At 56.9% G+C, this 17,241-nt stretch carries 14 protein-coding genes and 2 pseudogenes; 8 read left to right on the top strand and 8 right to left on the bottom strand.

The genetic code is table 11. The features are described 5' to 3' along the window. Positions 1-71: 71 nt before the first annotated feature. Together JOE56_RS06185 and JOE56_RS06190 are read right to left on the bottom strand one after the other, a co-directional pair. Positions 72-1,346, bottom strand: a complete 1,275-nt coding sequence (locus JOE56_RS06185; protein WP_204515292.1) for a dicarboxylate/amino acid:cation symporter — start codon at positions 1,344-1,346, stop codon at positions 72-74. Between the two features lie 35 nt (positions 1,347-1,381). Then, positions 1,382-1,990, bottom strand: a complete 609-nt coding sequence (locus JOE56_RS06190; RefSeq protein WP_204515293.1) for an RraA family protein — start codon at positions 1,988-1,990, stop codon at positions 1,382-1,384. Positions 1,991-2,120: 130 nt separating this feature from the next. Between JOE56_RS06190 and JOE56_RS06195 the strand changes: the two genes are divergently transcribed. Next, positions 2,121-3,296 (top strand): pyridoxal phosphate-dependent aminotransferase, encoded by a 1,176-nt coding sequence (locus JOE56_RS06195; protein WP_204515294.1) that lies wholly within the window; start codon positions 2,121-2,123, stop codon positions 3,294-3,296. 73 nt (positions 3,297-3,369) lie between these two features. On the opposite strand, the gene JOE56_RS06200 is transcribed toward JOE56_RS06195, so the two are convergent. Both JOE56_RS06200 and JOE56_RS06205 read right to left on the bottom strand, forming a co-directional pair. Continuing rightward, the gene (locus JOE56_RS06200; protein WP_204515295.1) at positions 3,370-4,569 is read right to left on the bottom strand and encodes a M14 family metallopeptidase; all 1,200 of its coding nucleotides are present in this window, start codon (positions 4,567-4,569) and stop codon (positions 3,370-3,372) included. Between the two features lie 310 nt (positions 4,570-4,879). Then, positions 4,880-7,714: a choice-of-anchor M domain-containing protein gene (locus JOE56_RS06205; RefSeq protein WP_204515296.1), complete on the bottom strand. Its 2,835-nt coding sequence runs from the start codon at positions 7,712-7,714 to the stop codon at positions 4,880-4,882. Between the two features lie 249 nt (positions 7,715-7,963). Here JOE56_RS06205 and JOE56_RS06210 point away from each other — a divergent pair, with 249 nt between their 5' ends. The 3 genes from JOE56_RS06210 (at position 7,964) to JOE56_RS06220 (ending at position 9,755) form a co-directional block, all read left to right on the top strand. After that, complete coding sequence (locus tag JOE56_RS06210) at positions 7,964-8,209, top strand: hypothetical protein (protein ID WP_204515297.1); 246 nt, start codon at positions 7,964-7,966, stop codon at positions 8,207-8,209. Positions 8,210-8,353: 144 nt separating this feature from the next. Continuing rightward, positions 8,354-9,013, top strand: coding sequence for an SMI1/KNR4 family protein (locus tag JOE56_RS06215; protein WP_204515298.1), 660 nt, complete (start codon positions 8,354-8,356; stop codon positions 9,011-9,013). 124 nt (positions 9,014-9,137) lie between these two features. Then, the gene (locus JOE56_RS06220; RefSeq protein ID WP_204515299.1) at positions 9,138-9,755 is read left to right on the top strand and encodes a hypothetical protein; all 618 of its coding nucleotides are present in this window, start codon (positions 9,138-9,140) and stop codon (positions 9,753-9,755) included. 42 nt (positions 9,756-9,797) lie between these two features. Here JOE56_RS06220 and JOE56_RS06225 read toward each other — a convergent pair. Together JOE56_RS06225 and JOE56_RS06230 are read right to left on the bottom strand one after the other, a co-directional pair. After that, positions 9,798-10,013, bottom strand: a pseudogene (locus tag JOE56_RS06225) (type I restriction enzyme endonuclease domain-containing protein); the annotation flags it as partial. 504 nt (positions 10,014-10,517) lie between these two features. Further along, complete coding sequence (locus JOE56_RS06230) at positions 10,518-10,979, bottom strand: hypothetical protein (RefSeq protein ID WP_102239362.1); 462 nt, start codon at positions 10,977-10,979, stop codon at positions 10,518-10,520. A 210-nt stretch (positions 10,980-11,189) separates the two neighbouring features. Here JOE56_RS06230 and JOE56_RS06235 point away from each other — a divergent pair, with 210 nt between their 5' ends. Then, positions 11,190-11,525 carry a DedA family protein gene (locus JOE56_RS06235; protein ID WP_338028672.1) on the top strand — a complete coding sequence of 112 codons (336 nt, stop codon included), beginning with the start codon at positions 11,190-11,192 and terminating at the stop codon, positions 11,523-11,525. A gap of 41 nt (positions 11,526-11,566) precedes the next feature. After that, positions 11,567-12,757 (top strand): L,D-transpeptidase family protein, encoded by a 1,191-nt coding sequence (locus JOE56_RS06240; protein WP_204515300.1) that lies wholly within the window; start codon positions 11,567-11,569, stop codon positions 12,755-12,757. A 95-nt stretch (positions 12,758-12,852) separates the two neighbouring features. On the opposite strand, the gene JOE56_RS06245 is transcribed toward JOE56_RS06240, so the two are convergent. Beyond that, the gene (locus JOE56_RS06245; protein WP_204515301.1) at positions 12,853-13,560 is read right to left on the bottom strand and encodes a DUF1345 domain-containing protein; all 708 of its coding nucleotides are present in this window, start codon (positions 13,558-13,560) and stop codon (positions 12,853-12,855) included. Between the two features lie 185 nt (positions 13,561-13,745). Between JOE56_RS06245 and JOE56_RS06250 the strand changes: the two genes are divergently transcribed. Beyond that, positions 13,746-13,907, top strand: a complete 162-nt coding sequence (locus JOE56_RS06250; RefSeq protein ID WP_204515302.1) for a hypothetical protein — start codon at positions 13,746-13,748, stop codon at positions 13,905-13,907. Positions 13,908-14,017: 110 nt separating this feature from the next. On the opposite strand, the pseudogene JOE56_RS06255 reads toward JOE56_RS06250, so the two are convergent. After that, positions 14,018-15,254, bottom strand: a pseudogene (locus JOE56_RS06255) (IS3 family transposase). A 504-nt stretch (positions 15,255-15,758) separates the two neighbouring features. Between JOE56_RS06255 and JOE56_RS06265 the strand changes: the two are divergent. Further along, positions 15,759-17,192, top strand: coding sequence for a purine-cytosine permease family protein (locus tag JOE56_RS06265; protein WP_204515303.1), 1,434 nt, complete (start codon positions 15,759-15,761; stop codon positions 17,190-17,192). Positions 17,193-17,241 lie beyond the last annotated feature (49 nt).

A 17,241-nucleotide genomic window follows, 5' to 3' on the forward strand; every position in this document is an offset into this window, starting at 1 on the left:
CCGCACCTTAACTTGATAGCAAATGTTTCATTGGTACTCGGACGGCCTCGGCTGAATCACAACCGAACGTTTTACTGTTGACGCGCATCAGATTTTGCGGTTGTTTGATGCATACCGACAGTTGGAGCGTTCAATATTTTCCGGTCAAGTTCATTCGTTTGCGCTGCTACTGTTGCGGTGCCGGCCAGGTCGCTGGTTATGTTCAAACCTGTATGCGCGACGTCGATGATGGGCCAAATTGCTGCCAACAATGGGATGAGATCCAAGGGCAATCCAAGGGCTTCAAATAGTACCGCGGACATGACGATTCCAGCGCCACGTACACCGGCCGCACCGAGCGACAAAGCCAGGCCCAAAAGGATGATTTGCACGATAAGGCCCACTGTAATTTTCATGTCAAAGGCATCGGCCGCGAAGATCGAGATAACACCAAGTGCAACGGCAAATCCATCCATGTTTGCGGTGGCACCGAAGGGGACAGTAAAGCCGTAGATTTTCCTAGGTACCCCAAGGTTGTCCTGCGCAACCCTCATGGATACTGGGATCGTGGCCGCACTACTAGACGTGGTCATGGCAAACATCGTTGAAGGCCACGCTTTGCGATAGAAACGCAACGGATTTATTCGAGCGAAGGTCATCAAGACAGATGGGTACACAACAACGGCTACCAACAAAATGCCGGCCACATCTGCGACGACAAATTTTGTTGCAGCCTCAAGCATTTCGGTGCCGGTTGTTCCGACAAGTACCGCGAGTAGTGCAAACACACCATAAGGCGAAACTTGGATGATCATGTTAGTAAGTTTGAGCATGACCTCGGTTCCCTCACGGACCATCGCAAAGATACGTGGCAACCGCTCCTCTCCGATGAGCATCATCGCAATCGCAAAAAGGATTGTGCCGATGATCAGTGGGATCATGCTTGTTTCGGACATTGCGAGAAAAAAGTTGTCTGGCACCCAGCTAAGTAACTGCTCAGCAAAACTGAAGTCTTCGGTTTCGACTTCTTCGGCATCGATCGACGCCAAATCTAAACCCTTTCCTGGGCGCAAAAGTAGCGCCATTCCAACACCAAATGCGGATGCGATGAGCGATGTGACTGTTAAATACGCAAAAAACCTAGCCCCAACGTTGCCCAGCTCACCAACAGAGCGCATCTGCAAGACTCCCGACATGAGAGTTGCTATTACAAGTGGCACCACAAGGAATTTCAGCAAACGCAGGAAGATTTGCCCAATTGGATCGAGGATCATTGCGTTTTCCCGTAGAGCAATACCCGCGATAATTCCCAATACTGCGCCTATTAGGACTTGTGTGTGTAGCTTTTGACGGAACCACCACTTCATAAGTTGCCTCTTTCTGATTGTTTAGCAGGTCAGCTTCATCGCAGACCAAGAAGATCTACTGTTCGTGCGCCACGACCGATTTGCTCAACCCAGTCGGCCTCTTTATCCTCGCGAGCTTGCGCGGCCTCCAGCGTCTTTGTGACTGAGTCCTGTGGTACCGCGACAACACCATCAACATCACCAACAATGAGGTCACCGGTACGAATGTTGACTCCATCAATCGTTACGGCTTCGCCGATAACTCCATCATCGAGTTTTGTTGTGCCCTTGATGGAAAGCGCTTTTGCAAACACTGGAAATTTGAGTTTCTTGATCGTAGCTGCGTCACGGGCTGCACCATTGATAACAACCCCTGCGAGCCCAATCTGCTGTGCAGCGGCAGTAAGCACATCGCCCCACACGCCTGCTTCCTTCCATCCCCAAGCATCAATAACAAGTACGTCACCTGACTGGGCTTCCAGTAGAGCAAGGTGCAATGCGCGATTATCTCCAGGGCGGGTAAGAACAGTTAAGGCGCGACCGGCCAAGGATAAGGACGGGTCTAGGGGTTTGATCTCATGAGACAGTGCTCCAGCTTTTCCCTGAGCTTCATGAATGGTGGCCGCTCCTAGTTCGGCTGCAGCTGTGAAAACGTTGTTGTTCATCGTGGTCTCCATTGGTCACATTCCGATAAGTAATAGCTAACTCTCAAATGAGAGAGTACTCTATGTTACGTCATTTTGTAACCCACGCCACAGAAAATGTTCCGCTCTGAGCACTAAGCAAAGGATTACTATGAACCCACTCATCTCCCCCGCACTTCAACGAATCCGTGAAACTTCCTTGCGCCCCGCCGGCACCCGACCATTGCCAGGCGCGGTCGACCTTTCAATGGGAGAGCCGGATTTCGACGCCCCACGGCCGGTCATAGAAGCCCTCTATCAGGCACTCTTGGATGGCCACACACACTATGGAAATTTAAACGGTGACCCAGAGTTGCGTTCTCTGATCGCTCAGCAGGCAACTGACGCGCGGAGGCAGACGAGCATTGCCGTCGATTCACACGAACGAACCGCGGTAACACCAGACCAAATCTCTATTGGGCATGGTGCTACCGGCATCTTGGCGGCAATAATCCTCGCGCTTATTGGAAAGGGCGATCGGGTTGCATTACCGGAGCCTACATATTCGCTGTACAGCGATCTGGTTGAAATGGTTGGTGGCGAAGTTGTGTGGGTACCGCTCGACCACAATCAGCATGTGGTACTCGAAAGCACATTGGCTGCTGCCCGCACAGCGAAAATGCTCATCCTATGTAACCCAGGAAATCCAACGGGCGCAGTTGTGCCAAAAGAAACACTTGAAGCGTTAGGGAAAGGACTTGCAGATACCGACACGATTATTGTGAGCGATGAAGCTTACCGGGCTTTTACATACGGCACCAGCTTCACCTCCGCACTTGAAATCCCAGAACTAGCGGAGAGACTGATCCAGGTAGACACCTTGTCGAAAACATACGCGCTTACGGGTTTTCGGCTTGGATGGTCTGTGGCACCAGAACCAATTGCCAAGGCAATTTCACAGGTAGGACGAACCATCGCTGGCGCCCCAAACGCAGCAGTTCAAAAGGCAGCTATATCCGCGTTGCGGTCAGGCAAAGAACTCTACGCGCCAATGTTGAGGGAGTACGTTTCTCGACGAAACGTAGTTGTGAAAGAACTCAGCGAAGTGCCGGGTGTGGAGTTCTCTGATCCGGAAGGTGCCTTCTATGTGTTCTTTCGCCATGGGCTTTCCATTCCATCCGCTGAAGTATGTGCAGCCTTAGCGAATAAGGGTGTTCTTTTGCGTGCAGGAAGCGAATACGGGCCGTCAGGTGAAGGGTACTTGCGTATGTCGTTTGCGACTTCCGTGCCGCAAATTCAAGAAGGAATTCATCGGATCAAACAAGGTCTTGCTGAGCTCAAAAAGTGATGCTTAGACATTTTTCAAGGGGTTGGAGAGAATCCTCTCCAACCCCTCTGGCTCAAGTTAAGGACTTGATGCCTTAGTTCTCCGGATAGGTGGTCTCAGGGATACTGTCGTAGTCCTTAGGCTCGTAGGATTCCACTGAACCATCAGCGACGCTGTGGACAATTCCGGTCAGCCCAGTTTCAACCGCCTTCACCAACTGCCCCTTCTTTTTGGCACCCCATGATTGTGTCTGCCCGCGGACTTCGAAAAGAACTGTTCCAGAGCCGTTGAGAGCGAAAGAACCAAGGGCTGTTCCTGGAAGGTCAATGTTCTGGTCGTAAAGCGAGATCGTGCCATACGGTGAGTTTCCCCGGTTGTTAAGAGAGTCCTCTGCCGCGAGGACCAGCTGTTTGGAGTAGTCGATGCGGTAATTCTCGGCGTAGTCCGAGTGACTATCGATTTCCACGAACTTGCCGGACAACGACAATGTGACTTGCTTTCCTGTGTCACCAGCCTCGTAGCAGGGTCCCTGGTGGTGGAGGTCGACAAAGGTGTCAACATTTCCGAACTCGCCCTTCAGACTCTTGTACAGATCCCGGATTGCTTGCGACTCAGGGTGGATGTACCACCCAGAGTCTGCCGAGGTTCCAGGGAAGTCCTCTGCTTTAGGCACATAGTCAAGGTTGGGGTTGAAATCACGGTTGACGTCAAAGCCAGGTTTCGTCGCGTAGTCATCCCCCTGAACTTCTTTCTGGTAGTAGTTCCACGGTGACTTTGCGTTCTTGAGCTGCGGGAAGTCGGCGACGACTTCTTCCCATGTCCGTTCGTTGGCACGACGGTCAAGCTCGGAAGCATCAGGATTCATCATCGGAACGGCAACAACGGTCACCTGTTCGCGAAGCTCCTGTGCTTTTCGAGTATTGCTTGTAAGTGTCTTCAAAAGGTTAAGAAGTGCAACGGTTCCGGTCTTTTCATTGCCGTGAATCTCACTCTGAACAAGAATCACTTTTGGCCCGGTACCAACGCGAGCCGCCTTTATTGAACGACCCTGATTAGATTCGCCAATTGTGAAAAGCTTCATGGCGCCCTTTGACTGGCGCTCCAGTTTGGTGAGTTCTTTCTGAAGCTCGGAATAACTGGTCCAAGCTTTGGTTCCTGTGTCTCCGGTTTCGGTTCCGCAGTGCGGGACGCCGGTCTTCCCTTCAGCAAGAGCTGGTGAACCTATAGCGAGTCCTCCGGCGAACAGCCCGAGGGCAAGAGCACTGGCAGACAGCCTAGTTGCGGGGTGTCGCATCGTTTCTTCCTTGAAACGGTGGGTTAAAGCGGGAGTGTGGAACCAGTTTAGAAGTCATGTTTGCATTCCACATCCTGGCGTGGCTGTATCCCACGGAGTAAGAAGTGCTTCGTACCGCAAAAAGCGTCTAATCTGTACATTTTTGCAATCACGTCTCGTCGATGCTTCGGATCAGATCAATCTGTCACTGAGGAGAGTCACGAAGCTCAACCGAATAAGAGGAACGAAGGTCACAAAATAAAAAGACAGTGCTTCGGGCGAACCTACCCGGAGCACTGCCTTTAACTATTCAGTTGCGCTTAAGCCTGTCTCATGAGCGACGGCGCACAGCTGCAATTAGCGCAGCACCAGTGACAACGAGCAATCCCGCAGTCAGGCCGATCGGCAGGACCGACGCACCCGTACGTGGCAGGAAGCCACCGTCGTTCGAAGCTGTGCCGTTCGAACCATTCGAGCCGCTGTCACTTGAACCGCCCGAGGTGTTGTTCGCACCGCTGTCCGAACCGCCCTCGTTGACATCGGCAGGGGCTTCAGTCTGCTTGTCATCAGGCTTACCAGTGTCGTCAGTGTCGGACTCACCAGGCTTGGCCGGGTCGTTTGGTTCCTGCGACGGATCCTTACCTGGCTCCTCACCAGGCTGCTCTTCCGAAGGTGCTTGAGTTGACCCCTCACCAGGTTCTTCACCCGACTGCTCCTCACCCGGCTCTTCCGAAGGCGCCTGAGTTGGTTCCTCACCGGGCTCCTGCGAAGGTTGTTCACCTGGTTGCTCCGTAGGCTTTGGTGCAGGTTCCTGCGTTGGTTCGTCAGAAGGGGCCGGTGCTGGCTCCTGCGAAGGCTGTTCAGACGGCTCCTGCGACGGCTGATCGCCGGGCTTTTCACCTGGTTGCTCGCCTGGCTCCTCACTCGGCTGTGCGCTTGGCGCCTCGCTTGGCTTTTCACCGGGCTCCTCACTCGGAGGAGTCGAACCGTCACCGTCATCACCAGCTGACTTGTGGTCCACGACGAACGTGAGCCGTTGCGTCTTAGCTGTCGCGTCACCACCGGCGCTTCGCGCACCACCTGTGGCCTGCTTTGCGCGCGCCGTCACATCGATCGTGTACGTTCCAGGCTTGGTGAACGCCCATGCGGTGTGCATGTGTGTGCCAGGTGGGAGTGGAATGTCAGAAGCCTTGTCGCTCGACGCGTACATGGTCTGAATGGCACCCAGGGTCTCTGTGTAGGCAAACCACTTGCCACCCTTAGGAGCGCTCACTGGTGTGAGAGTCATCGTCGCACCATCGGGATACTTCGTGCGGTCCAGAGTTTCGCTTGAGAAACCTGGCCACACACGACCTGGCTGTTGAGCCTGCGGAAGAATGTAGAGCTCGGCGCCTTTAGGACCAAGGACGTCGTAGCTTGGGTTAGCGAGCACGTCGCCTTCACGCTTAACTTTCGCAAGCTTCGTCACTTCCAAGGTCGTTGAGTCGATCGTACGGTTCACGGACTCCGTGGCGTGCTGGCGCGAATCGTCACCAAGCGCTACCGAAAGTTCGCCATTGACGTCCATGGCGCGCAAGTCCACATGCCCGTTGTTGATAGTGACAGGCGTATTCAGGAGACTTTCGTCAGAACCGTCGTTTCCGTCATCCGGGTTGGGCGTTTCGTTGCCCTCTCCTGGGTCCGGGGTGGTGGTAGCTCCGCCGTCAGAGAACTGGGTCTGGACAGGTTTGCCCGTGCCACTGACTTGTCCAAGGTCAATAGTTTCCGTATTGCCAATGGTGGCGCGTGGCTGCGGCTCCAATGTCAGCCGGAGCGTGTACTGATCTCCCTTGCAGTATTCGCGATCTACCTGGAGACTGCGACGCCCAGGACCACTTACGACATCCACCGAACAGGTCGGTTCGTCGAAGCCTTTTTCGTAAAAGCCACCGGTCACGTTGTAGATGAGCGAGTCATCTGCGGGCTTCGTGTCGATTGTGACCAGATTGCCGTCACCTTGCGTGTGCGCGTTGACGGACACGTCACGCGAGCTGACCTGCACTTCGCCAGTAGAGAAGTCACCGGCGGGTGCGTCGGGGGTTTCCTTGGGGAACTGCCCTGCGTTCTGTGTGGTCACTGCTTTTTGCCCGGTGCTTGATGTTAGAGGCGCACTGATCCAGCGTGCTGCCCCCTTGGTGGGCACAAAGACGGCCTGGAATGCCGAGGTGTTGGACCCGATCATTTCGCTCCACGTTGCCTTGCCACCTTTGACGGGGATTTCGGCGAGGTGGTAGCCGTCGATGTAGAACACAACCGTACCTTCAGCGGCGTCGTTACCGGCGTTGAAGGTGAGGTCGGTGAGGTTCTTGTCGCCGTCTTTTTCGCTACCGGCGTGTGGGGCGATGGTGAAGCTCGGAGCGGAAGGACCGGTGACGCCTGCGGCTTTGTCGTAGGCGGTCTTAACGTCGCCGAGTTTTTCGTCAGCAGGGTTCGTACCGCCCACGCGCCACACAAGCGTGGTTGGTTTCGAGGCGGTGAAGGCACCGGCAGTCGTCCGCGCACTTGCGTCGAAAGTGACTTCGTAGCGGCCCGGCTTGGTGAAGGTCGTGATGTTGTGGGTGTGCGTACCCGGGTCGAGCCACACGGTACGTGAAACCTTGTCGTGGGAGGAGAACAAGCGAGTGACGGGCAGGTTGCCGAACGTCGAGTAGTTAAACATGTTCATCTCGCCGGGGCCGTTGAAGCCTACGAGTTCCAGGGCAAAGTTCTTGTCACGGAACTTTTCAATAGGAACGCCGGTGTCAGCGCCAAAGCCTGACCAGATGGGGCTGTTACCGGGCCCGGGGACCTGTGGCGCCATGTAGAGAAGCTGGCCGTTCTTGCCAAGGAAGCCGAGGCGGTGGTCGTCTGTGACCGGGAAGATGTAGTTCTGGCTACCGTCGTCGTTGTAGCCACGGCCGACCCAGTTGGAGGTCTTGTCCAGCGGAGCTGTTTTCCCGTTGGACTGTGAGTTGATGTCGAATGTGTTCGTCGCTTTGTTCCAAAAAACTTTGGGCGCGTCAATGTGTGCCTTCGTCTCGACGCTGCGATCGTCATCTGGCCCCGCGAAGGCAGGAACAGCGGCGAACGAAAAAGCAGTGATCGCAACAGCCGCGAGCGAGGCACAGGCTGCACGAAGTGCGCGCATGAACCCCTCCTTTAGTGGTAAGAACTCTCACTGACAAGAGCCAGCGAAATAACATTATCTTGACACAAGGATCCTTGCCACATAAATAAGTACCCACGAATGCTATGCAGGGTTGCTTATACGCCGTGCTGAGCAGATCGGCAGGTGAGTGAAACGCACCAAAATTTCACTCAAAAGTACCTGCCGTTCACCCTCGTTATATACGTTCAAACCAGGAGAACTCCCAGACGTGAGCAGCGAGGAGCACGCATGGATATGCTTAGTGAACCGATCATGATCGGTGTCGCCGCTGTTGTGGCGATTGTTCTGCTCATGCTGGCTGTGAAAGCGTTCCGCTCTACAAGCAGGGATGACGCGGAAGTTCGCGAGTTGGAATCGGTGGCCGTCCAGGGAACGAACAAGGGGAAATCCGGCGTGCTCGCGTCTTGCACCAAAGCCGTATTGCCCGCGGGCTTTCGGAACCAGCCTCTCCAGAGCTTGAGCCCTACGGTGTGACCGCTCAGTTCTCAAGAATGTCCACGTGGGCATGGTAGTTCCTGTTGTGAAGTACCTGCCACAGGACCGCTCGAAGTTTATGATCGAAGTTCCCTTTAACCAGTAAGATCCCTTTCAATAGCGTGTGTGAGGTCAGGAGCATTCATGACAAACGTGAGCGATTTCCAAGCAGTCTCCGCTCGGTACTCCCGTGAGTGGCCGACTGAGTTTCTGCGCCTGGTAGCAGACGGGATGCTGGACGTGTCAGCTGATGAGCACGCCATTCCGTTGCTGCACTTCAGCACCAACTATGAGCTGCTCGATCCCACCCAGATTGCCAAACGACTTGACATGATGGCCGAGCCGGATGACTACCGCCACATTGACCCGGACCTGGGGCTCTTGCCTTTCGCCATGGAACCCGGGGGCAATCTGTGCTGTTTTCTTACTCAGCAGGCACACGGCGACTCCGCTCCTGTGGTTGTGCTGATCAACGACGAAGATGAAGACGAATACCTCGCCGACGATCTTGCGGGATTCATTTTCTCTGACATGGTCACATCCGCCAGCGATTTCTATGATGATGACCCCGTGGGCGAAGGCAACCCTGCGGAGAACGCGCAGGCATGGCTAGCGAAGTACCGGCAATACATGAAGCCTGAACAGGTGAGCGCACTAGAAGACCTGTTCGCGAACCCGGTTGAGGAACGCGATGACGATTCGCTGGGCTTTATCAGCTATGAGGACGCAGAAGAGCTGATCGCACGCGTCCTGGGCGGTGGCGCTCGTGACGAAGAACTAGTGCTGTGGGAGCGCGACATTTAACCACGTGAACACATCACGTGCGGTGATGGAGACGGAGACAGCAGTTTTCTCAAACATGATTAACCGTAAAGTAGTGCAGGCTTCAGACCTGCACCTTAAGTGGAAAGCCTGATTAGGGGAATACGTGGCTCTTACATCGCTGACTGTACTGCAGGCAAATAAGCAGTCGGACAAGAAAGCATTCCTGCGGATTGTTCCTGAAGGTGAAGACCCCTTCGTTCTTCCCCACGAGGACGCTTTTCGGGCAGTTCAGTTACCCAAGGGTCTGGTGGTGGGGCCGCTCTTGGCGATCAGCTTGGGTATTGTTGCGCTCGTTGTGGTGCTGAGTTGGGATGGCATTTCACAAAGTTTCGGTGATGATTCTTTGACCGTGACACAGAGGGTTCTGCCTCTGCTCCCTGTGGTTTTGGCCGTGGTGGTGACGGCGTTGTTGACGGTACTGGTCCTTGTGAGGAAGCCATCGGACCAGGCCAGCAAGAAGAACTTCTTTGAGGTGTATAGGACTGCCGGACCTAGTATTCAGCCTGTTCCGGCTCGAGCGGTGAAGGTGTGGACCAATGTGGCGGAAGGTTCACTGCTCATTTATGCGGTGTTGCTTCAGTTGCCGGGTGGGCAGTTATTGGTGCGACACACTACGGGTGGGGCTCAGCCATTCGAGGCTCCCACACAAGATGCCACGTTTTACGTGTGGGAACTGCCCGACGGTTGGAAAGTTGTGCAAGTAGCCAAACGCACGGCGTAGCGGCCAAACCAACCCAGACCGTGCGCCTAGCCCTTCTACCCGCTACGCCACATCCGACCAGCGGGGAGCGAAGCGCTCCATCTGTTCCATAACCAAAATGACGGCCCCGGTGCGTTTTTCGATCGGATAGCCGTACTTGCGCAGGAGAGTTTTGATTGAGCGACGCAGCTTAGCCCGCACGTCATCGCGCACAGTCCAGTCGGTTTTCGCATCACGGCGCAGGGTTGCCACCAGGTCGCGGGCAATCTGGGCGAGGAGGGGGCCGGCTACGGGCCCGCCACATATGACCTGGAACTCTGCGACGAAGGGTGGCATCCGCTGCTGCCGGCGCCGGCAGCCCAGAGCTCCGATGTGGCCTGGGAACTCGTCCGGGAGGCGGGCACGGCACCTGCGTCCGTGGTTGCTCCGAACGGCAGGGCTTCTGTGCCAACGGACTGGTCCGCTGCCGCCGAGGTCACGGTGAGCGCCCCCGTGCTGGTGTGCGCGGGCCGTCCCGCCGGTTGTGGGGTCACGGCCGCCCGTGTGGAGACCCCGGGACCGGTCCCGAGCAGAGCCGCGACGTCGCCGTAGGAGACCAGCCGCCCGGGCGGCACCAGCTCCACTGTGCGCAGCACCAACTCGGTGAGGGTCTCGTCCATGGGTCGACGCTACCGCTGTCGCCAGACGCTACCCCTGTCTGCAGGCACTGCCGCTGTGTGTAAAGCCCGCCGGTATGCGGGCGGGGTCTGAAGCGGACGGTAGCTTCTGGAGCCAACGGCAACGTCAGCGAGTCGGAGCATCAGGAGTACGCGCAGCGAGGATCTTCACCAAGGCGTGAGTGCCGACCGAGATGGCCGGGACCAGCAGGACGGCGGTGAGCATCCAGATTCCCAGGCTCACGAGCATCTCGGAGGCTTCGGCCTGCACCCCCGTCGCCCATGTCAAGACGAGCACCACGGCCACGACTGCTGCCAGTAGAGCGATCCAGCGCCAGGGTGAGGGCGACACCCTGCGCAGCTCGCGCAGCAACTTCGTCTGCCACCAACTGGCAATCGCCAGCAGCACCAGACACAGCACCAGCATCGTGCCGAACGCGACCCGGACCGCGAGGACCCTGTCGCCCGGCCACGGCATGGTCAGCGCGGCGAGCACCAGCCCCATTAGCAGGCAACCCAGGTACAGGATTATCCAGAGTAACGGAACCTGCTGCTCAGATGTCCATCGAGGGTTTGCGTAGTTGGTCACTGGCCCATTATGTCACGCCCTGAGTCCAGGCTCCTGAACCTGTCGGGTGGTACCGTTTCTGGAATGGTTCGTGGAGGAGAAGGGCAACCTTGAGGACGCCGAGACTGCAGTGCGGGGCGTCCACTCATCGACGAGTGCCATCCAGTTCAATGTTGCGGCCGACACCAATCTTGCTGCCGTGAACGCCGTCTGTTCAAGGACGACGCCCGCATCTTACGCACCGACAGACTCGCCACCGCAGAAGCATTCTTCAACCGCCGCGGCCCTCTAGCCCTGGTCATTGGCCGATTCGTTCCCATCGTGCGCACCTACGTGCCCGTCGCAGCCGGCACCGCCCAGATGCCATACCGCAACTTTGTCATCTGGAATGTAGGCGGGGCCCTCGCATGGGTGGGTTCAATGGTGCTGATCGGCGCCCTCCTTGGCCACATCCCAGGCATCACTCACTCGATCGACGGGATCATTCTCCTCATCCTCGGAATCTCCATGCTCCCCGTAGCAATCAGCGCCACCACCTCATACATCAAGAAGCGACGCGCCACATAACGCTCCCCGCCCACCATCCGCAGAATCTATACACTTTCCGTATGAACACGCTTCCCCATCGTTCTGTTGTGCTGACTATTGCCTTCTGCGCCCTGTTCGCACTTTTCACACCAGCCATTGCTGCAACGCCTGCCCACGCTGCAACACCTCGGCAGGCCACCAGCCAGATCAACGCCGCGGCAAAGAAACACGCAAAGAAGTTAGGCAAAGCAACCGGCAGCATCCGCTGCGGCCTCCCCCGAGGTGGTTGCTACCGCGCCTTTAAGAACGGCTCCATCCATTGGTCACCTAAGACCGGCGCCCACCCCACGTGGGGCGGGATCCGAAACGAGTGGAAACGTACCGGCTGGGAACGCGGCAAACTCGGCTACCCAGTGTCCAGCGAGCGCTGCGGCCTACGTGGCGGCGGGTGCTACCAGAAGTTCCAATACGGCTCCGTCCACTGGTCACCAAAGACCGGCGCCCACGCCACGTGGGGTGCGATCCGCTGGATCTGGCAGAACAACAACTGGGAACGCGGCAAATACGGCTACCCCACCGGTAGCGCGTGGATCGGCAACGACGGGAAACTCCGCCAAAAGTTCCAACACGGAACCATCACCACTGGCGTGCTCGCATACGGCCTCCCACACGGAATCAAACCCAAAGGCGGCCGGCAGCTCGTCGTCGCACACACCTCGGCCCGATCTTCCACAACCGGCACCGTGGAACTGTGGGAACTCCGCAACGACGAACGCTGGCACCGCACACACACCTTCAAAGACGCCCGGTTCGGGTACAAGGGGCTGGCGACCGCCTCGGGCAAACGCGAAGGCGACGGCAAGACGCCCATGGGGCAATACCGCATCCCCTTCACCTTTGGAACCAAAGCAAAACCCAAGGGCACCAAGATCGAATACCGCCGCGCCGACCGCAACGACCAGTGGTGTGCACGGTCTGGCTCGCGCCACTACAACACCTGGATGAGCGCGCCTAACCGTAGTTGCCCCGCAAAGCACGCCGAGGTGTTCTCCAAAATCCCGCAGTACAGTCACGTGGCCGTGGTGGACTACAACTCGGCGAGGAAGGCGGGGCGCGGTTCGGCGATCTTCGTTCACAAGCACGGGAAAGGTTCGACCGCCGGGTGCGTATCCGTGACCGAGAAGCAGATGGTCACGCTGGTTACCTGGTTGCGGCCGCAGTACAACCCGCGGATTGTAATCGCTCCCCGGGGTGAACTGAAGAACCAGTAGGGGCTGCGGGGGCTGTACATCGAGCACTAGACGATCCAGCTCGAACACCCCGGGCACCGTCGTGTGCGGCACACAGGTGCTCGGTGGCTGACCCGTCACCGAGTCAGGGCGGAGATGGTGACCGAGACGATCATCGCGAGCACGAGTGAGTTGAACCCGAAGGCGACGATGACATTGGTGCGCATCTGCTTCCAGGCAGCCTTCGTGCGGATCTCTGCTGAAAGGCCGGCGGCCATGGTCGAGGCGAGCACTGCCAGGGTGAGATAGTCGTCGAAATCCTCGGGCGGTTCGCCGTGGAAGCGGATGTGGCGCTTCTCGGCATCGGGCAAGTTGAGGTGCATGTAAGCAGCGGCGAAGGCAAAGATCATGAACACCCAGGCGGCGGCAACGGCGTGGACACCGAGTGCGAGGTACAGCGGCGACTGGCGCACCATCTCAGTCTGGGCGAGCACAACGGTCAGGAAAATGGCGAAGGCGGCAGCGGTGACGGCGAAGTTCGTCGCACCAGTGAACCCGAACGCCCGCGCCCACCAGCGCTTCTGCGTCCGGACTTCGCGACGCACCTGGCCGATGAGCGCCGATCCGCTTAGGGGCTTGTAGCACCGCATCGTCCACGAGACGTAGATGATAACGAAAAGGTTCCAGAAGAGCAGATAGAAGAGGACGAGGAGCTCTGTCCGCAGCGATCTGCCCGGCGGGTCCGGGCGCAACAGGTAGACCCAGGCCGTTTCGATCAGCACGCTCAGGAGGATCGCCGAAACGGTCGAAACGAAGTAGCGGACGGCATCGGTCGCACTCTTCAACGGCTTATCCTCACTCGCATCGCAGATTCGGTGCTGAGAACAGTGTAGCAAGGTAGGAGCGCTGCGCCGGGCAACAGCAGACCTCTATAGAGGCCGGTGCGCACCACGGTGAAGAGACCTCGGTCTCATCCGGAGCGACTAGAGTACTTCCGTCGACATCAGGCGTCGGCGCAGGAAGGAGGACCATGGGCCTGGTCAAGTTCTACGGGCAGCAGTTCGTCATCGCCGTGCTGATGCTCCTGCTCTTCGCGGCCCTGGCCACCGGTGTGGCCACGCCCGTGCCGGAGCTCGCCGGGAGGGTGGCCGCCGCCGGCCCCCTCGACCTGAGCAGAACCCGCGGATTGTGATCGCACCCCGAGGTGAGTTGAAGAAGCAGTAGAGGTGTGGGTGCGGGCTGAACCCAGTTACCCACCACAACTCGAATGGACTTGCCCCTGAAAGTTGGACTGGTTTTATTTTAGGCGGTTAGGGCTTGAAGGGTTTGGTTTCGGTATTGCATGGGTGTTTGGCCTTTGAGTCTTTCTTGTAGTCGTTGGTTGTTGTACCAGTTGATGTACTCATCGATTGCGTTGGTGAACTCTTTGATGTTGTTGAAGGTTTCGCCGTGGTACATCTCTGTTTTCAGGTGGCTAAAGAAGTTCTCTATTACGGCGTTGTCGTAGCAGTTGCCCTTGCGAGACATCGATACTTTGCCCTCGTGTTTTTCGACCAAGGTGCGCCAGGCTATGTGCTGGAACTGGAATCCTTGATCGGTATGTATGATCCATCCAGGTTCCGGGGCCTGGGCCGTGATCGATTCTTTCAGCGATGACACGGCAAATGTTGTCGCTGCTGAGGTTGACACGGTGTGGGAGATGATTGTGCGGTCGAACAGGTCCATGACCGGGCACAAGTACACTTTGCGGCCGGTAATGTTGAACTCGGTGATATCACTGACCCAGGCGGTATTGGGTTTATCCCGGGTGAAGTTGCGATCAAGGATGTTTGGGGCGATACGGCTGACCGTGCCCGCGTAGGAGACATACGATCGACGGCGCCTGATCTTGGCTTTCAGCCCCATCTGGTCCATGAGTTTGTATACCAGCTTGTGATTGACTACCCAGCCTTTGTTGCGCAGGTCGCGCCACACGCGGCGGTACCCGTAACGGTGCTTGTTGGACTCGAAGCTGTGCCGAATCGCGGTCTTAAGGACTGCGTGTTTATCAGGGCTCGTGAGACGTTTCTGGTGGTAGAAAAATGTCGATCTGGCCATACCGGCAACAGACAAAAGGTCGCTTAAACGGTGGTCAGACTTAAGGGCGACGATCGCCTGGACCTTTAGGCGTGTCCCTGATCCCTTAAGTCCCGCAATTTTTTTAGATACGCATTCTCCGCCCGCAACAGTTCGTTTTCACGCCGTAGCGCGTCTTCTTCAGTAAGCACCTTCGGCTTGCCTGACTTTCTTGGTCGGCCTTTGGGCCTAGGTTTTAACGCTTCATCGCCGCCCTTACGCCACTTCACTGCCCAATCTTTAACCTGCTGATCAGACCACAAACCAAACTCACGAGCGATATCCAGCTGGGCCTCTCCAGCGAGATAACGCTCAACGACTGCTTTTTTAACCTCGAAGGAGTATTCCTGCTTTCTACGTTTCCTCACAAGACATAGCCTGCCACGCAACTTAAACCGTTGGTACAAGTTCTTAGCAGGACCATGACGAACCCCGACACGATTAGCCGCAGCACCGTAGCTAAAACCCTGCTCAAACAAGGCCACCAACTCTTCCCGCTGACTCGCAGTCAACGTACTATCTGCACGCATAGAAATACTCCTCACTAGTAAACAACTGATCCTCGTCAGTCCAACTAATGGGGAGCAGTCCAATCGAGCTGTGTTGGGTAAACGGTTTGTGTGCGTGTGGCGGGGTGGCATCTGCAGGGTGAAAGTGCGGCTGGTTTTCGCTCGCTTTGCGCCGTTTCGCCTGCGGTGGGGGTGCCTGCGGGAGACTCGGGTCATCCCGGACAAGCCCCAATAACACGCAAAACCTCGCACCCCCAACCAATAAAGCAACTTCTGTCCGGCAACATGGATAGTTTCTTGTGTCGGACAAAAGTTACCGTCTGGACCCTCTAGAAATCGGGATTTGTGAGCCCCATCACGTGCTAGCATTAACCGTTCCTAATGCGTAAATGCGCGTCCAACACCAGTGAGGAGTGCTCATGGCAGACACAAAGTCCACGAGCGGTCTCGTTGAAAACCGCACCATTGACTGGGTCCCCCCAAATGAGCGGCACGGAACCCCGTTTTCGCAGTTCACCCTGTGGTTTGGGTCGAACACGCAGATCACCGCAATCGTCGACGGCGCGCTCGCGATCGCCGTCTTCAAGTCCGACGCCCTGTGGGCCATCATTGCCTTATTAATAGGGAACATCCTGGGTGGAACCATCATGGCGTTGCACTCGGCGCAGGGTCCCACGCTGGGCTTGCCGCAGATGATTTCGTCACGCGCGCAGTTCGGTGTGATCGGTGCGATCTTCCCGCTGGTGTTGGTTGTGCTCATGTACATCGGCTTCGCATCCACGGGTGCGGTGCTGTCTGGCCAGGCAGTCAACGGCATCTTGGGTATCACCGCTAAAGAATTCAGCTGGGTGGGTATCGTCATCTTCGGTGTGCTCACCGCGATCATTGCCTTGCTCGGGTACAAGTACATCCACTTGCTGGGCCGCATTTCTTCGGTCACCGGCTTGTTGGGCTTCCTGTACCTCACAGTGATCGTGCTGGTGACAGTCGACATTCCAGCTGTCCTCGCCAACAACCAGTTCAGCGCACCAGTGTTCTTGAGCGTGGTTGCGCTGTCAGCCGGATGGCAGCTCACCTACGGCCCATATGTCGCTGACTACTCCCGCTACCTGCCAGAAAACACTCCCCGCCGAGCCACCTTCTGGTTCACCTTTGGTGGTTCGGTCATTGGTTCGCAGTGGTCCATGACCCTAGGCGTCCTCATTGCGGCAACGGCGTTGTCGCAGGGTGGCGAGGCGTTCCTGGACAACCAAGTTGGCTTCATCGGTGACCTGGCCGGCGGTGGCGTGCTAGCTCTCCTCATCTTCATTGTGATCCTCCTGGGTAAGCTCACGGTCAACACCCTGAATGCGTATGGCGCATTCATGTGTGTGCTAACTATCGTCACGTCGTTCCGCAACCGAGTGAGCGTCACCAAGGTCGCCCGCGCGATCTTCGTGGTCACCATTGTTGCGCTCACCATCGTGGTCGCCCTGCTTGCGTCCGCTGACTTCCTGGCCAACTTCAAGAACTTTGTTCTGGCGCTGCTCATGGTGTTCACGCCATGGAGCGTGGTGAACCTGGTGGACTACTACTTTGTATCTAAGGACCGTTTCGATATTCCCGCGTTGTATGACCGCCGAGGTCGTTACGGGGATTGGAACGTCGGCGCCTTGGTTGCGTACGTAGTGGGTGTTGCGGTGCAGATTCCGTTTATGGATCAGACGATCTACACGGGCCCTTTGGTGGAGGTGCTCGGCGGTGCCGATGTCTCCTGGATTATTGGCATCATCGTCACCACGGCGATCTATTACCCCTGGGCCATGAAGACCAACGTGGCACCTGCGCACACGATCTACCCAAAGGCAGACTGACCCCGGAAGTTAGCTACCGCCTCGGGTGACCTACCCGGAATGAAACCAC

Origin of the sequence: Brevibacterium paucivorans (assembly GCF_016907735.1) — a bacterium.
In the GTDB taxonomy this organism is placed as follows: Bacteria; Actinomycetota; Actinomycetes; order Actinomycetales; family Brevibacteriaceae; genus Brevibacterium; species Brevibacterium paucivorans.

What these genes read in the sequence shown, in the direction of transcription:
- JOE56_RS06185 (WP_204515292.1), bottom strand. Translation starts at nt 1,346, where the DNA reads ATGAAGTGGTGGTTCCGTCAAAAGCTACACACACAAGTCCTAATAGGC.
- JOE56_RS06190 (WP_204515293.1), bottom strand. Translation starts at nt 1,990, where the DNA reads ATGAACAACAACGTTTTCACAGCTGCAGCCGAACTAGGAGCGGCCACC.
- JOE56_RS06195 (WP_204515294.1), top strand. Translation starts at nt 2,121, where the DNA reads ATGAACCCACTCATCTCCCCCGCACTTCAACGAATCCGTGAAACTTCC.
- JOE56_RS06200 (WP_204515295.1), bottom strand. Translation starts at nt 4,569, where the DNA reads ATGCGACACCCCGCAACTAGGCTGTCTGCCAGTGCTCTTGCCCTCGGG.
- JOE56_RS06205 (WP_204515296.1), bottom strand. Translation starts at nt 7,714, where the DNA reads ATGCGCGCACTTCGTGCAGCCTGTGCCTCGCTCGCGGCTGTTGCGATC.
- JOE56_RS06210 (WP_204515297.1), top strand. Translation starts at nt 7,964, where the DNA reads ATGGATATGCTTAGTGAACCGATCATGATCGGTGTCGCCGCTGTTGTG.
- JOE56_RS06215 (WP_204515298.1), top strand. Translation starts at nt 8,354, where the DNA reads ATGACAAACGTGAGCGATTTCCAAGCAGTCTCCGCTCGGTACTCCCGT.
- JOE56_RS06240 (WP_204515300.1), top strand. Translation starts at nt 11,567, where the DNA reads ATGAACACGCTTCCCCATCGTTCTGTTGTGCTGACTATTGCCTTCTGC.
- JOE56_RS06250 (WP_204515302.1), top strand. Translation starts at nt 13,746, where the DNA reads ATGGGCCTGGTCAAGTTCTACGGGCAGCAGTTCGTCATCGCCGTGCTG.
- JOE56_RS06265 (WP_204515303.1), top strand. Translation starts at nt 15,759, where the DNA reads ATGGCAGACACAAAGTCCACGAGCGGTCTCGTTGAAAACCGCACCATT.